Source organism: Actinoplanes sp. CA-252034, assembly GCF_050956125.1.
Taxonomy (GTDB): Bacteria; Actinomycetota; Actinomycetes; order Mycobacteriales; family Micromonosporaceae; genus Actinoplanes.
The window spans coordinates 10393478-10407475 of the sequence record NZ_CP191846.1; the positions used below are offsets into that span (position 1 = coordinate 10393478).

Genomic DNA, 13998 nt, shown 5'->3' on the forward strand with positions numbered 1-13998 from the left:
GGCTCCGCTGGGCCTCCGCAGCCCCTCGGAACGATCCGCAACGTTGATTTAGCCAACTTCGCACGCTCAGCGGCTGTTCCCCCACCCGAACGTGTACGCGTACAGCGAAATCCTGCCGATCCACAGCCTGTGGACAACCCTGTCCACACCTGTGGATAACCGTAGTGATCCCGGCGTGCGCCCGGCGGCCAAACGCGGAGAGGGCGCCACCGACATGGTCGGGGCGCCCTCTCCGAAGAGCCGTGCCGGGAGATCAGGCCCGGCCCGGGCCCTTGGCGTGGAACTCGTCCACGATCTCCTGCGGGATGCGGCCGCGGTCGGAGATCTCCTTGCCCGACTTCTTGGCCCACTCCCGGATCGCCTTGTTCTGCTCCCGGTCCGCGGTCGCGCCACCACGGCCACGAGCCGCCCGGCCGCCGACCACGACACCGCCGCGGGCGACCTTCGTGCCGTGCTCCAGGTATGGCTCGAAGACCTCCCGCAATTTAGCGGCGTTCTTCTCCGAGAGGTCGATCTCGTACTGAATGCCGTCGAGCGCGAACTTCACGGTCTCGTCGGCGTCGACACCATCGATGTCATCGACCAGCTTGTGAATGATCTGCTTGGCCACGCGCCGTTATCCTCCTGAACACAGGTTCTCTCCCCAGCAATGGGAAGACAATAACGCCAGGGGCGCATCGCCCGTCAATGGCGGGTGGGTAATTGTTACTCCGGGCGCACCAAGGGGAAGAGGATCGTTTCCCGAATGCCGAGGCCGGTGAGCGCCATCAACAGCCGGTCGATTCCCATTCCCATGCCACCGGACGGCGGCATTCCGTACTCCATGGCCCGCAGGAAATCCTCGTCCAGCTGCATCGCCTCGGGGTCGCCACCGGCCGCGAGCAGCGACTGAGCATGGAACCGCTCACGCTGGATCACCGGGTCGACCAACTCGGAATAGGCGGTCGCGAGTTCGAATCCGCTGACGTAGAGGTCCCACTTCTCGGTCAGTCCGGGAGTGGTCCGGTGCGGCGCGGTCAGCGGGGCGGTCTCCTCCGGGAAGTCGCGCACGAAGGTCGGCTGGACCAGGCTGTCGGTCACCAGGTGCTCGAACAGCTCCTCGGCGAGCTTGCCGGCGCTCCACTTCGGGTCGACCGAGAGCTGCACCTTGTCCGCGTACCGCTGCAGTTGGGCGAGGTCGGTGTCGATGGTGACCTCCTCGCCGAGCGCCTCGGAGATCGCGCCGAACAGGGTGATCTGCGCCCACTCGCCGCCCAGGTCGACCTCGCTGCCGTCGTGGTGGGTGACCACGTGGGAACCGGAGACGGCGAACGCGGCCTCCTGAATCCAGTCCCGCACCTGCGCCTGCATCACGTTGTAGTCGGCATAGGCCTGATACGCCTCGAGCATCGCGAACTCCGGCGAGTGCGTGGAGTCCATGCCCTCATTCCTGAAGTTGCGGTTGATCTCGAAGACCCGGTCGATGCCACCGACCACGGCTCGCTTCAAAAACAGTTCCGGGGCGATCCGAAGATAAAGATCGGTGTCGAGTGCGTTGCTGTGCGTCACAAACGGGCGGGCCGCGGCGCCACCGTGCAGCAACTGCAGCATCGGAGTTTCCACCTCGAGGAAATTCCGGCGGAACAGCGACTCGCGCAGGCTGCGGACCACGGTCGCCCGGGTCCGCACGACGTCACGGGCCTGCGGACGGACGATCAGATCCACATAACGCTGCCGGACCCGGGTCTCCTCGGAAAGCGGCTTGTGCGCGACCGGAAGGGGCCGCAGAGCCTTCGCGCTCATCGCCCAGGAATCGGCGAGAACGGAGAGCTCCCCGCGTCGGCTGGTGATCACCTCACCGGTGACCGCGACCAGGTCGCCGAGGTCGATCACGGCCTTCCAGTCGGCCAGTGACTTCTCCCCCACCTTGTCGAGCGAGAGCATGGCCTGGATCTCGGTGCCGTCCCCGGCGCGCAGCGTGGCGAAGCAGAGCTTGCCGCCGTTGCGCACGAAGATCACCCGGCCGGTGATCGACACCTTGTCGCCGGAGGCGGTGTCGGTGGGCAGCTCCGCGTAGCGCTCGCGGATCTCGGCGATCTCGGCGGTCCGCGGGACCTCGACCGGGTAGGGCGGCACGCCCTCGGCGAGCAACCGGTCCCGCTTCGACCGGCGGACCCGCATCTGCTCGGGGAGGTCCTCGGCGGGGTCGATCGCTGGCGTGTTCTGCTCGGTCACGGCAAGACTTCCTTCTCGGTGCGGGGACCTCGAAAGCCTACTCAGGCGGGCTCAGAGGTTCCGCTCATATACCATCCGCAGGCCGATCAGCGTGATCATCGGCTCGTGCGCGGTGATCGTGCGGCACTCGTCCTTCACCAGCCACGCCAGGCCGCCGGTGGCGATCACCGCGCGGACCGGGCCGATCTCCTCGATCATCCGCTCGACGATCCGGTCCACCTGGCCGGCGAACCCGAAGTAGAGCCCGGCCTGCAGGCACTCCACGGTGTTCTTGCCGATCACCGACCGCGGTTTGGTCGGCTCGACCTTGCGAAGCTGGGCGGCCCGGGCGGCGAGCGCGTCGAAGGAGATCTCGATGCCCGGCGCGAACGCACCACCGAGGAACTCGCCCTTCGCGCTGATCAGGTCGAAGTTGGTGGTGGTGCCGAAATCGACCACGATCGACGGTCCGCCGTAGAGGGTGTGCGCGGCCAGGGTGTTGACCACCCGGTCGGCGCCGACCTCCTTGGGGTTGTCGATGGCGAGCTGCACCCCGGTCTTCACACCCGGCTCGACGATCACGCTCGGCACGTCGTCGTAGTAGCGCTTGAGCATGGTGCGAAGGTTGCGCAGCGCCGCCGGGACGGTCGAGCACGCCGCCACCCCGGTGATCTCCACGGCGTCGCCGGCGAGCAGGCCACGGAACTTCAGCCCCAGCTCGTCGGCGGTCGAGGCGGCATCGGTCTTGATCCGCCAGTTGTGCACCAGCTTGTCGCCGTCGAAGGTCGCCAGCACGGTGTTGGTGTTACCGATGTCAATGCAGAGCAGCACGAAGGCCCCTAAGAATCAAAATCAAGACCCTTATTCTGTACGGCCACGCCTCCCCCGAACGCACCGGGACCGTCCCGCGACCGACGCGCCCGCCCGGCCCGGCCACGACCCTCGTGACCGGCCCGGTGGCCACGGTGCGATCAGCGGGGTCGCAGATCCAGCGCGATGTCCAGGATCGGCGACGAATGGGTCAGCCCGCCCACCGAGAGGTAGTCCACCCCCGTCGCCGCGTAGGCCGCCGCCGTCTCCAGCGTCAGGTTGCCGGTCGCCTCCAGCTCGACCCGGTCACCGACCGCGCGCACCACCTCGGTCAGCAGCTCAGGCGTCATGTTGTCGCAGAGCAGGAAGTCAGCGCCGGCCTCGACCGCCTCCCGAGCCTCGGCGAGCGTGGTCACCTCGACCTGCACCGCCACGTCCGGGAAGGTGACGCGGACCAGCTCGTACGCGGCGGTGATGCTGCCCGCCGCCAGCTTGTGGTTGTCCTTGATCATGGCGACGTCGTAGAGGCCCATGCGCTTGTTGGTGCCGCCGCCGGCGCGTACCGCGTACTTCTCCAGAACCCGCAGACCAGGCGTGGTCTTGCGGGTGTCCAGCACGGTGGCGCTGGTGCCCTCCAGGACGTCGGCCCACCGGCGGGTGTGGGTGGCCACCCCGGACATCCGGCACAGCAGGTTGAGCGCGGTGCGCTCGGCGGTCAGCAGCGCCCGGGTCGGCCCGGTGATCACGGCGAGCACGTCACCGCGGCGCACCCGGTCGCCGTCGTCCACCCGGGCCTCGAAGCTCGCCGCGCCACCGCTCGTGGCCGCGAACACCTCGGCCGCCACGAGCAGGCCGGCCACCACGCCGTCGGCGCGGGCCACCAGCTCGGCGGTGTCCGTCTGGGTCGCCGGGATGGTGGACTCGCTGGTCACGTCACGCGGCGGGTCACCGAGGTCCTCGGCGAGCGCGGTCAGCACGATCCGCTGGACCTCGCCCAGGTCGAGACCGAGATCAGTGACCGGAACGTCGTCGCCGGGAAGGTCCTCGTCGGGGGAAAGGGTGCCGCCATCGACAATGGTCACGCCATCTCCTGGAAGTCCTGGGTGAGTGAGCCGTCGGGGCCGACGGCGTTGAGCAGGTGGCCGCGCCACTCGTCGGCCGCGTTCGGGTGGTCCTCGCGCCAGTGGCAGCCGCGCGTCTCCCGGCGGCTGCGGGCCGCCGCCACCAGTGTGGCCGCAACGGTCAGCAGATTGGTGACCTCCCACGCCGCGTTGTTCGGTGCGGACCGCTGCTCGGCCAGGCGGGCAAGCTCCTTGGCCGCGGTGTCCAGCGAGTCGGCCGAGCGCAGCACCCCGGCGCCCCGGGTCATGGCGCGCTGCAGGTCGACGCGGATCGCGGGGTCGGCGACCCAGGCCGGGCCGGTCGCCGCGGCACGGGCCGGCTCGGCCTGCTCGGGCAGCTCGCGGGCGATGTCGTCGGCGATCCGGCGGGCGAAGACCAGGCCCTCCAGCAGCGAGTTGCTGGCCAGACGGTTCGCACCGTGCACACCGGTGCAGGCGACCTCGCCGCACGCGTACAGCCCGGGGATGCTGGTGCGCCCGCGCAGGTCGGTCCGGACGCCGCCGGAGGCGTAGTGGGCGGCCGGGGCGACCGGGATCAGGTCGGTGGCCGGGTCCACGCCGGCAGCCCGGGTGGACGCCATGATCGTCGGGAAACGGCCCTCGAGGAACTCCTTGCCCAGGTGCCGCGCGTCCAGGTAGACGTGGTCGGCGCCGGTGGCCCGCAGCACCCGGTAGATGCCCTTGGCGACCACGTCGCGGGGTGCCAGCTCGGCCAGCTCGTGCTGCCCGACCATGAACCGCTCGCCGTTCTCGTCGACCAGGTGGGCACCCTCGCCCCGGAGAGCCTCCGAGATCAGCGGCCGCTGGACCGGGTCGACCTGCGGGACCTCGGCGGCCGCCACGAACGACGTCGGGTGGAACTGGACGAACTCGACGTCGGTGACCTCGGCGCCGGCCCGCAGTGCGAGCGCCACCCCGTCACCGGTGGAGACCGACGGGTTCGTGGTGGACGAGAAGATCTGCCCCATCCCGCCGGTGGCCAGCACCACGGCCCGGGCCAGTATCGCGCCCACACCGTCCTCGGAGCCCTCACCCAGCACGTGCAGGGTGAGGCCGCGGGCCCGGCCGTCGGCGGCGCGCAGCAGGTCCAGTACGAGCGCGTGCTCGACCAGACGGATCCACGGGTCGCGGCGGACCGCCTCGTGCAGGGCGCGCTGCACCTCGGCGCCGGTCGCGTCGCCGCCGGCGTGCACGATCCGGTCGGCGCGGTGGCCGCCCTCACGGGTCAGCATCAGCGAGCCGTCCGGGTTGCGGTCGAACTCGGCGCCCCGGCGGATCAGCTCCCGGATCCGGGCCGGGCCCTCCTCGACGAGCACCCGCACCGCGGCCGGATCACAGAGCCCGACCCCGGCGATCTCGGTGTCGTACGCATGCGCCTGGGGTGTGTCGAGCGGGTCGAGCACCGCCGCGATGCCGCCCTGCGCCCACCGGGTCGAGCCGTCATCGATGTTGACCTTGGTGACGACGGTGACGTGCAGGCCCTGCTCCCGCAGGTAGAGGGCGGCGGTGAGACCGGCGATGCCGGAGCCGACCACGACGACGTCGGTGGTCTCGGTCCAGCCGGGCTCGGCGGCGGCAAGCCGGCGTGGCAGTGCCGGTAGATCCGCGACAGGTGACATGGGGTTCAGTACACTCCGCGCCCGCGGTTCCGTCACGCCGGGGCCGCCATCAGTGGTCACCGTTACTTGTACTGGACCGGAAGGGCCTTCGTCCCCTTGCCCTTGAGCGTTCCGGTCAGCTCGGCCCCGTCCAGCCACAGGTAGCAGCGCACTCCGTGGTCGCCCTGCGCCCAGACGTCGGCGTTGCCGGGCAGCGACACGACACCGAGGCGGTACTGCAGGTCGCGGTCGTCGGGCACCCCGGCGAACTTCGCGGCGACGGTACGGCAGCCGTCGTGCAGCTCCTCCCAGGCGGCGTCGCCCTTCGGGTAGGCGGCCTTGTCCCCGGCGGTCCACACCCCGGCGAACTCGGCGTTGTGCTTGTTGCCGCACGCGACCGGCGGCATCCGCGTGATCGCCCCGGCGTCGTCGAGCTCGATGGCGTAACACGTGAGCGCCAGCGCCGAGGCCGGGTCGGCGAGCGCCCCGCGCAGGCTGCCGGTCCGCTGGATCAAGGCGCCGTCGTTCTCGATCGAGTCGAGCTCCACCACCTCGCAGCGGAACCAGCGGCTGCCACCACTCCAGGCGGCCGGTGACGGGTGGGTGACGCCGATCCACAGCCGGGCGTTGCGCCACGGGCCGCCGACGTACTCGGTCGTCCTGTCGTCACAGACCCGGTAGGCGGCGCGGGCTCCGGCGGAGGCGCCGGCCGGTGGCTCGGCGGCGTCCGCGCCGGGAGCGGAGTACTCGCCGACGAAGACCGTCTCGGTGCGGTGCAGGACCGCGCAGTCGGTCTCCTCATAGGTGGCCCGCGGCCCGGAGACGGCGAAGTTGGAGAGATGACAGGTCTCGGCGACCGGCAGGAACCCGGTGGCCGGAGCCATCGCACCCCAGTCGTTCGTCAGGTCCCCGTCGACGTCACCGCCGTTACCGCACCCGGCGACGGCGAGAAGAGCCGCGACGACGACCGTCCCCCATCGGAGTCGCATGTACCGTGCCTCCCGAGCCTCGGCAGCTGTATCCGATTTGCCCACTGTAGGGGCATATCGAAGGCTCGGGAGGTGGAATGCCGGAACTACTAGGCGGAGGCGAGCGTCAGGTCGCCACGGACCGGATCACCGGCCATGCCCTCGACCGCGGCGGCCGGGTCGGCGCCCAGCTCGATGATCCGGTTGTCGGCGTCCACGTGCACGATCCGCGGCTGCCAGGTCCGTGCCTCGGCGTCCTCCATCTGCCCGTAGGAGATCAGGATGACCAGGTCGCCCGGGTGCACCAGGTGGGCGGCCGCGCCGTTGATCCCGATCACGCCGCTGCCCCGCTCGCCCGGGATCACATAGGTCTCCAGGCGCGCGCCGTTCGTCACGTCGACGATCGCGACCTGCTCGCCCGGGATCAGGTCGGCCGCCTCCAGCAGGTCCAGGTCGACGGTGACCGAGCCGACGTAGTGCAGGTCCGCCTGCGTCACGGTGGCGCGGTGGATCTTCGACTTGAGCATGGTCCGGAGCATCAGGCGCCCTTCTGCAGAGTCAGCGGAACGTTGTCGATCAGGCGGGTGGCACCGACCCGGGCGGCCACCAGCAGGCGCGCCGGGCCCTGCTCGGGGGCCGGGCCGAGGTCCGCTCCGGTCAGCTCGAGGTAGTCCGGGCGTACCCCCGGCTCCTCGGAAAGGATCTTGTGGGCGGCGGCCAGGACCGCCTCCGGGTCGCCGTGCGCCGCGCCCTCGCGCAGAGCGCGGGAAAGAGCCAGCGCGGCCTTGCGCTCCTCCGGCGAGAGATAGCGGTTGCGGCTGGACAGGGCGAGACCATCCTCCTCGCGTACGGTCGGAACGCCCACGATCTCCGCGGGCAGCTCCAGATCGCGCGCCATCCGCCGGATCAGCGCCAGCTGCTGATAGTCCTTCTCGCCGAAGTACGCCACGTCGGCGCGGGTGAGCATGAGCAGCTTCTCGACCACCGTGAGCATCCCGGAGAAGTGCCCGGGCCGGCTGGCGCCCTCGAGGATCTCGCCGAGCGGGCCCGGATGCATCGTGACCGACGGCGGCCCATCCGGGTAGACGTCGTCGCGGCCCGGCGCGAACACCACCGACACGCCCTCGGCCCGGCAGGCCCGCAGATCGTCGTCGAGAGTCCGCGGGTACTTCTCGTAGTCCTCGTTCGGCCCGAACTGCAACGGGTTCACGAAGATCGTCACCAGCACGAACGCGGACCGCTCCCGGGCCACCCGCATCAACCGCCGGTGCCCCTGGTGCAGCGCGCCCATCGTCATCACGACGGCGATCTCACCGGTCGCCGCGTCCAGCGCGGCGGCCAGGTCAGCGCGGGTGTGCGCCAGAGTGGTCACGCGTGGCTCCTCACAGTGTGGTGCGCGGCCCGGGACAGCACGTCCAGCAGGGCCGTCGCGTCCTGCGGCCGGAGACGGCCGGAGGCGATCGCCCGGTCCGCGGTGCGGCGGGCCATCGCCAGGTAGGCGGGCACCGCGTCGACGGGCATCCGGTCCAGGTGCTTGGCGACGGTGCCGGCGTCGCCACGGGACACCGGGCCGGTCAGGGCGGCGTCGCCCATCCGCAGCGCGTTGTCCAGCGCCGCGGTCAGCAGCGGGGCCAGCACCCGGCGGGGCTCGCCGACCCCCGCGGCGCGCAGCAGGTCGGCCGCCTCGTTGACCAGGGTGACCAGATGGTTCGCGCCGTGTGCCAGGGCCGCGTGGTAGACCGGGCGGGACTCCTCGGCCACCCACTCCGGCACCCCGCCCAGATCGGCGACGAGCCGGGTCGCGAAGACCCGATCCGGAGCGGTCACCCCCCACGCGATGCCGGGCAGCCGGTCCAGGTCGGCGTCCGCCCCGGTGAAGGTCATCGCGGGATGCAGGGCCATGCCGTTCACATCGCCCAGGACGGACAGACCGTGAGCCCCCGAGGTGTGGGCGACCACCTGGCCGTGGCGGAGCGCGCCGGTCCGGTCGAGGCCGGCGACCACGGCGGCCAGGGTGTCGTCGGGAACGGCGAGAAGCAGCAGATCGGTGGCGGCGCGGGCCACCTCGTCGGCCGGCAGGATCGCGGCGTCCGGCAGGAGGCGGGCGGCCCGCTCCCGGGAGGCGGCGGAGACGGCCGCGGCGGCGACCACACGGTGCCCGGCCGCGTTCAGCGCCGCGCCCAGCACGGCACCGACCCGGCCGGCGCCGACGACGCCGACAGTCAAAGCGTTCATCTGGATCCAGTCCTCGTTGCAGGGGTACCGGTCGAGCGCCAGTATGCGCCGTTTCGACATGCCCGTGACAAGCACGTGTGAAGAACCGCACCGGCATCGATACCGCCCTCCCGATCGGCCGCTCCACCTCCCCGCTGAGCCGACCGGGACCGCCGGCCGGCACCCGAGGCGGTGAGGGGCGCCACGGGAGGGGTGGTGCGGGTGGGGACGGCCGACGGCGTACCGGAGAAATGTGGGCCTAGGGTGACGGAATGGGTGTCGGGTGGCGGCTGGCCATGGAGACGGCGCTGTACGGCGGCGACGGGTTCTTCGTGCGGGAAAGCGAAGGCCCGGCTGATCACTTCCGGACCAGCGTGCACGCGTCGCCGCTGTTCGCCGGGGCGCTGGCGCGGGTTGTCGAACGGGTCGACGAGGCACTCGGCCGTCCGCGGGCCTTCGATCTGGTCGACGTCGGAGCCGGGCGCGGCGAGTTGATCACGGCGCTGCTGGCGTCGCTGCCGGGCCGGCTGGCCGGGCGGATCAACCCGGTCGCGGTCGAGAGGGCGCCGCGGCCGGCCGGGCTGGATCCGGCGGTGCGCTGGCGGCGGGACGTGCCCGCGGAGATCACCGGGATGTTGATCGCGACCGAATGGCTGGACAACGTGCCGCTCGACGTCGTGGAGACCGACGAGCACGGGCGGCTGCGGAAGGTCCTGGTCGACCGGGTCACCGGGACCGAGACGCTCGGCGCCGCGGCTGATCCGGCGGACCTGTTCTGGACCAGCCGCTGGTGGCCCGGGCCGGGGCGGATCGAGGTCGGCTGGCCCCGCGACGCGGCCTGGGCGGAAGCGGTCGCCTCGGTACGCCGCGGTGTCGCGCTCTGCGTCGACTACGGGCACGTGAAGGCGGACCGGCCGGTGCTCGGGACACTGACCGGATACCGGCAGGGGCGGCAGGTGTCCCCGGTGCCGGACGGCTCCTGTGACGTCACCGCCCACGTGGCGATCGACGCGGCGGCGTGCGCGGCCGGGACTCCCCATCGGATGGTCCGGCAGCGGGAGGCGCTGCGTGCGCTCGGTGTGGACGGTTCCCGGCCATCGCTGGAGCTGGCGCGCACCGATCCGGGCGGCTACCTGCGGGCGCTGAGCAACGCCGGGGCGGCCGCCGAGCTGACCGATCCCGACGGACTCGGCAGCCACTGGTGGCTCTGCCACACCATCGGTCTCGGCGAGCGTGGCACGATGCTGTGGTGACCCATCCGACCGCCCCGCCTGCCACCCGAGAAGCGGACTGAAGACATGACCTTCCGGGAGATGACAGTAGGCACCGGGGCCGGCCTGGACACGGCCGACATGGTGCTCAACATCGGCCCGCAGCACCCGTCCACGCACGGCGTGCTCCGGCTCAAGCTCACCCTCGACGGCGAGCGCGTGGTCGCCTGCGAGCCGATCGTCGGCTACATGCACCGCGGCGCCGAGAAACTGTTCGAGGTGCGTGACTACCGGCAGATCATCATGCTGGCCAACCGGCACGACTGGCTGTCCGCGTTCTCCAACGAGCTCGGCGTCGTCCTCGCCGTCGAGCGGTTGATGGGCATCGAGGTGCCGGAGCGGGCCACCTGGCTACGGATGGCCCTCGCCGAGCTGAACCGGGTGCTCAACCATCTGATGTTCCTCGGCTCCTACCCGCTGGAGATCGGCGCGATCACGCCGATGTTCTACGCGTTCCGCGAGCGCGAGACGCTGCAGGCGGTGATGGAGGAGGTCTCCGGCGGCCGCATCCACTACATGTTCAACCGGGTCGGCGGCCTCAAGGAGGAGATCCCGGCCGGCTGGACGAAACGGGCCCGGCAGGCGGTCGCCGCGGTCCGGCGCCGGATGCCCGACATCGACAACGTGATCCGGCGCAACGACATCTTCATGGCCCGCACGGTCGGCGTCGGCGTGCTGAGCGCGGCCGACGCGGCGGCCTACGGCGCCTCCGGTCCGGTGGCCCGGGCGAGCGGTCTGGATTTCGATGTACGCCGGGACGAGCCCTACCTCTTCTACGACCAGATCGACGTGCCCGTGGTGACGCGGACGTCCGGCGACTGTCACGCCCGTTTCGAGGTGCTGCTGGAGCAGGTGCTGGTGTCGCTCGACCTGGTCGACGAGTGCCTGGACCGGGTGGACCGCACCGGCGGGCCGGTGAACGTGCGGCTGCCCAAGGTGGTGAAGGCGCCGGAGGGGCACACCTACGCGTGGACCGAGAACCCGCTCGGCGTCAACGGCTACTACCTGGTGTCGCGGGGTGAGAAGACGCCGTGGCGACTCAAACTGCGAACCGCCTCCTACGCCAACGTGCAGGCGCTGGCCACGCTCATCCCGGGCTGTCTCGTACCGGACCTGATCGCGATCCTCGGGTCGATGTTCTTCGTCGTGGGAGACATCGACAAATAGCCCTGTCGGCCCTCGGTGCCCGCCGCGCCGGTCACCAGTCGTTCTGGCCGCTGTCGTAACCGGGGTAGCCGGCGAAGTCGGCGAGCGTGCCCACGTTGGTGTCGTTCGCGGACGGGCGGTGGCGGCGGGCCTTGTACTGGGCGCTCGTCTCCGGGTCGGTACCACCCGCGTAGCCGTTGGTGGCCCCGAAATCGCCGTCCGGGGACTCCGGGCGGCCGTACTGGGTGCCGCCGGGGCGGACCGTGGCAGCCGCTCTGGCCTGCGGTGGCGCGATCATCCCGTTCGGGCCCGGGGCATCATGCCGTTCGGGCCGGGCGGCATCCCGCCGTTCGGGCCGGGCGGCATCATCCCGTTCGGGCCGGGCGAGCCCGGGGGCATCGCGCCGGGGACCGAGGCTGCGGCACGGGGGCGGGGCACCGGCGGGCCGGTCGGGGGCGGCGGGACCGCGGCGCGGGCTACCGGGGCGGCGGCGGGAACGGCGGCACTGCCCACCGGGACCGCGGCGCTGGCCCGGCCGGCGGGCACACCCTGAGCTGCGAATCCCTGGGACACAGCGCCTTGGGCAGCGAATCCCTGCGACGTGCTGCCCTGCGCGGCGAAGCCCTGGGACGTGTTTCCCTGCGCGGCGAATCCCTGCGACGTGCTGCCCTGGGCCGCGAAAGCCTGGGAGGTCGTCGCCTGCGCCGGAAAGCCCTGAGACTGGGCGGGGAAACCCTGAGACTGGGCCGGGGAGACGGGCTGGACGATGCCGGGGACCGAGGCCCGGCCGCCGGTCGCGCGGGCCGCTACCGGGACCGGCTGTTGATAGTCCTCTTCCTGATAGCCGTCGTCCTGGTACCCCTCTTGCTGGTACTCGCCCTGGTACCCCTCCTGCGGGTAGCCGCCCTCGTACCCCTCCTGCTGGTAGCCGTCCGGATACACCTCCTGATAGCCGTTCGCCTGGTATCCCTCCTGGTAGCCGTCCGGGTGATACCCGTCCTGGTGATACCCGTCCTGGTAGCCGTCCGGCTGGTCGTCGTACCGGTACCCGGTCTCGTCGTAGGGGTACTCGGGCTCCGGCTCGTGATGGACCACCGGCTCGGGCTGGTGCACGAAGGTCGGACGGCCCGGCGGCGGTGTGAAGACGGGTGGCGGGGCGACCTGGGCCCGTCCGCCACCGGTGCGCGCCGGCTGCGCCTCCTCCTGGGCGACGGCCGGGGCGGTGGTGGCGAACTCGGCCCGCAACTGACGGCGCAGCCCGTCCACCTCCTCGGCGACCCGGTCCTCGACGTCCATCCGGAGCAGCACCGGATCAGCGCGGATCAGCACCGATGCCCCGATCAGCACGACGCTGACCGCTATCAGCAGGACCGCGAACCGCACCGTGGCGGAGTCACCGCCGATCAGCACGACGGCGGCCGCGATCGGGGCGAGGACGACGCCTGCCCAGACGAGGCCACGGAGCAGTCGGGCGCTGTGACCCGATGGGGTGTCCCGTTCCGGCATGGCCGCAGATGTTACCGAGACCACGTCTCCGGCAAAACCGCCGAGCGCGGGACGGCACGTTCGGTTCGTTCTCAGCGGAAACTCGGGGAAACCTCGGGCCGGCGGGACAGCAGGCGCCGGCCGGGGGACGGCCGGCAGCAAGGCAGGCGCCGGCCGGGGGGGACGGCCGGCGGTGACCAGGGAGAAGGTGACCGACGGCCGACGGCCGACGGCCGACGGCCGACGGCAGACGGCAGACGGCAGACGGCAGACGGCCAGCAGCGGGAGGCAGGCAGCAGAGTGGCCAGCGGTGGGAGGCAGGCGGCGGGGCGGCCGGCCGCGGGGCAACCGGCCGCCGGGTGGTCAGCGGGTGCCGCGCCAGCCGCCGAGGGAGGCCAGGCCGACGATCCAGCCGACGAAGAAGCCGTATCCCGCGCCGGATCCGGCCGCGTTGAACGCGCCCAGCAGCGACGGGTTGGTGAGGAACAGGGTGGCCAGAAGCGCGGCGAAGGCGCCCGCGAAGATGTACGCCGCCCAGCCGGCCAGGAACTGGCTGACCGTGCCGCGGGCCCGGGCCAACTGGGAGCCGGGCAGCAGGTACAGGAAGACGAAGGTCAGGACGACCAGCAGGATCGCCTTGAGGTCGCCGACGATCACGTCACGCAGTGAGTCGTCGGTGTCGAAACTCCACGCCGGCCAGGCCAGCAGCCGCAGCCACCAGCCGCCGGCGGTGTTCGGGTCGGTGTTGTCCTGGGCCCAGTCCCCATACCAGGGGCTGCCGAAGACCAGGACGAGTATGAGCGCGGCGAGAGTGCCCGCACCGGGTGCGGTCTTGTAACGGTTTCCGAGAGCCATTCCCAGCTTTTTCCCAGCCGGGTCCGGCTTTCAAACGACAGCCGTCACTACCTGCTCAGATAGTCGATGAAGGCGGCCCGGAGCAGGGGCTCGCGGTCACCTAGGTCGCGGCCCTCGAACTCACGCCACAGCGCGACGGCCTCGTCGACCGTGGGCCCGATCGAGTTGGGGGCGCCGTCCAGAGAGGCGGCGTCACCGGCGTCCGGCAGGTTCTTGAACACCGACCAGAAGAAGCTGACGTCGTGTTTGGCACGGGCCTTGGCGAAGGCCTGCTCACGCAGCGTCTCGGTGGGCAGGGCGTCCAGTTCGGCGAAGCTGGGCGAGGTCATGTCCGAAA

At 71.3% G+C, this 13998-nt stretch carries 15 protein-coding genes; 2 read left to right on the top strand and 13 right to left on the bottom strand.

The window, feature by feature from the left end:
* Positions 1 to 253: 253 nt before the first annotated feature.
* The 9 genes from ACQPZW_RS47100 to ACQPZW_RS47140 form a co-directional block, all read right to left on the bottom strand.
* The gene (locus tag ACQPZW_RS47100) at positions 254 to 610 is read right to left on the bottom strand and encodes a histone-like nucleoid-structuring protein Lsr2 (protein WP_433792470.1); all 357 of its coding nucleotides are present in this window, start codon (positions 608 to 610) and stop codon (positions 254 to 256) included.
* A 95-nt stretch (positions 611 to 705) separates the two neighbouring features.
* Positions 706 to 2214, bottom strand: coding sequence for a lysine--tRNA ligase (gene lysS, locus ACQPZW_RS47105; RefSeq protein WP_433792471.1), 1509 nt, complete (start codon positions 2212 to 2214; stop codon positions 706 to 708).
* 51 nt (positions 2215 to 2265) lie between these two features.
* Positions 2266 to 3024 (bottom strand): type III pantothenate kinase, encoded by a 759-nt coding sequence (locus tag ACQPZW_RS47110; protein WP_433792472.1) that lies wholly within the window; start codon positions 3022 to 3024, stop codon positions 2266 to 2268.
* A 140-nt stretch (positions 3025 to 3164) separates the two neighbouring features.
* Positions 3165 to 4001 (bottom strand): carboxylating nicotinate-nucleotide diphosphorylase, encoded by an 837-nt coding sequence (nadC, locus tag ACQPZW_RS47115; RefSeq protein WP_433797859.1) that lies wholly within the window; start codon positions 3999 to 4001, stop codon positions 3165 to 3167.
* Between the two features lie 80 nt (positions 4002 to 4081).
* The gene (locus ACQPZW_RS47120) at positions 4082 to 5743 is read right to left on the bottom strand and encodes an L-aspartate oxidase (RefSeq protein ID WP_433792473.1); all 1662 of its coding nucleotides are present in this window, start codon (positions 5741 to 5743) and stop codon (positions 4082 to 4084) included.
* Between the two features lie 62 nt (positions 5744 to 5805).
* Positions 5806 to 6711: a septum formation family protein gene (locus ACQPZW_RS47125; RefSeq protein WP_433792474.1), complete on the bottom strand. Its 906-nt coding sequence runs from the start codon at positions 6709 to 6711 to the stop codon at positions 5806 to 5808.
* 89 nt (positions 6712 to 6800) lie between these two features.
* Positions 6801 to 7229 (bottom strand): aspartate 1-decarboxylase, encoded by a 429-nt coding sequence (gene panD, locus ACQPZW_RS47130; RefSeq protein WP_433792475.1) that lies wholly within the window; start codon positions 7227 to 7229, stop codon positions 6801 to 6803.
* Complete coding sequence (panC, locus tag ACQPZW_RS47135) at positions 7229 to 8062, bottom strand: pantoate--beta-alanine ligase (protein WP_433792476.1); 834 nt, start codon at positions 8060 to 8062, stop codon at positions 7229 to 7231. Before panC ends, panD begins: the two co-directional genes overlap by 1 nt.
* Positions 8059 to 8925 carry a Rossmann-like and DUF2520 domain-containing protein gene (locus ACQPZW_RS47140; protein ID WP_433792477.1) on the bottom strand — a complete coding sequence of 289 codons (867 nt, stop codon included), beginning with the start codon at positions 8923 to 8925 and terminating at the stop codon, positions 8059 to 8061. The genes panC and ACQPZW_RS47140 overlap by 4 nt, the downstream gene beginning before the upstream one ends.
* A gap of 251 nt (positions 8926 to 9176) precedes the next feature.
* Here ACQPZW_RS47140 and ACQPZW_RS47145 point away from each other — a divergent pair, with 251 nt between their 5' ends.
* Both ACQPZW_RS47145 and ACQPZW_RS47150 read left to right on the top strand, forming a co-directional pair.
* Complete coding sequence (locus ACQPZW_RS47145; protein ID WP_433792478.1) at positions 9177 to 10157, top strand: SAM-dependent methyltransferase; 981 nt, start codon at positions 9177 to 9179, stop codon at positions 10155 to 10157.
* A gap of 60 nt (positions 10158 to 10217) precedes the next feature.
* Complete coding sequence (locus ACQPZW_RS47150) at positions 10218 to 11342, top strand: NADH-quinone oxidoreductase subunit D (RefSeq protein WP_433792479.1); 1125 nt, start codon at positions 10218 to 10220, stop codon at positions 11340 to 11342.
* 31 nt (positions 11343 to 11373) lie between these two features.
* Here the strand turns inward: ACQPZW_RS47150 and ACQPZW_RS47155 are convergent, their stop codons facing one another.
* From ACQPZW_RS47155 to ACQPZW_RS47170, 4 genes are all read right to left on the bottom strand, one after another.
* On the bottom strand, positions 11374 to 11619 hold the full coding sequence (locus ACQPZW_RS47155) for a hypothetical protein (protein WP_433792480.1): 246 nt from the start codon (positions 11617 to 11619) through the stop codon (positions 11374 to 11376).
* Positions 11616 to 12827 (bottom strand): hypothetical protein, encoded by a 1212-nt coding sequence (locus ACQPZW_RS47160; RefSeq protein ID WP_433792481.1) that lies wholly within the window; start codon positions 12825 to 12827, stop codon positions 11616 to 11618. The genes ACQPZW_RS47155 and ACQPZW_RS47160 overlap by 4 nt, the downstream gene beginning before the upstream one ends.
* Before the next feature lie 342 nt (positions 12828 to 13169).
* Positions 13170 to 13661 (bottom strand): hypothetical protein, encoded by a 492-nt coding sequence (locus tag ACQPZW_RS47165; protein ID WP_433792482.1) that lies wholly within the window; start codon positions 13659 to 13661, stop codon positions 13170 to 13172.
* A 47-nt stretch (positions 13662 to 13708) separates the two neighbouring features.
* Positions 13709 to 13990 carry a hypothetical protein gene (locus ACQPZW_RS47170; protein ID WP_239143783.1) on the bottom strand — a complete coding sequence of 94 codons (282 nt, stop codon included), beginning with the start codon at positions 13988 to 13990 and terminating at the stop codon, positions 13709 to 13711.
* Positions 13991 to 13998: the final 8 nt, after the last annotated feature.

Coding starts and splice junctions, on each gene's coding strand:
- ACQPZW_RS47170 (WP_239143783.1), bottom strand. CDS start 13,990: ATGACCTCGCCCAGCTTCGCCGAACTGGACGCCCTGCCCACCGAGACG.
- panD (WP_433792475.1), bottom strand. CDS start 7,229: ATGCTCCGGACCATGCTCAAGTCGAAGATCCACCGCGCCACCGTGACG.
- ACQPZW_RS47125 (WP_433792474.1), bottom strand. CDS start 6,711: ATGCGACTCCGATGGGGGACGGTCGTCGTCGCGGCTCTTCTCGCCGTC.
- ACQPZW_RS47140 (WP_433792477.1), bottom strand. CDS start 8,925: ATGAACGCTTTGACTGTCGGCGTCGTCGGCGCCGGCCGGGTCGGTGCC.
- ACQPZW_RS47120 (WP_433792473.1), bottom strand. CDS start 5,743: ATGTCACCTGTCGCGGATCTACCGGCACTGCCACGCCGGCTTGCCGCC.
- ACQPZW_RS47160 (WP_433792481.1), bottom strand. CDS start 12,827: ATGCCGGAACGGGACACCCCATCGGGTCACAGCGCCCGACTGCTCCGT.
- ACQPZW_RS47145 (WP_433792478.1), top strand. CDS start 9,177: ATGGGTGTCGGGTGGCGGCTGGCCATGGAGACGGCGCTGTACGGCGGC.
- ACQPZW_RS47155 (WP_433792480.1), bottom strand. CDS start 11,619: ATGATCGCGCCACCGCAGGCCAGAGCGGCTGCCACGGTCCGCCCCGGC.
- ACQPZW_RS47165 (WP_433792482.1), bottom strand. CDS start 13,661: ATGGCTCTCGGAAACCGTTACAAGACCGCACCCGGTGCGGGCACTCTC.
- ACQPZW_RS47150 (WP_433792479.1), top strand. CDS start 10,218: ATGACAGTAGGCACCGGGGCCGGCCTGGACACGGCCGACATGGTGCTC.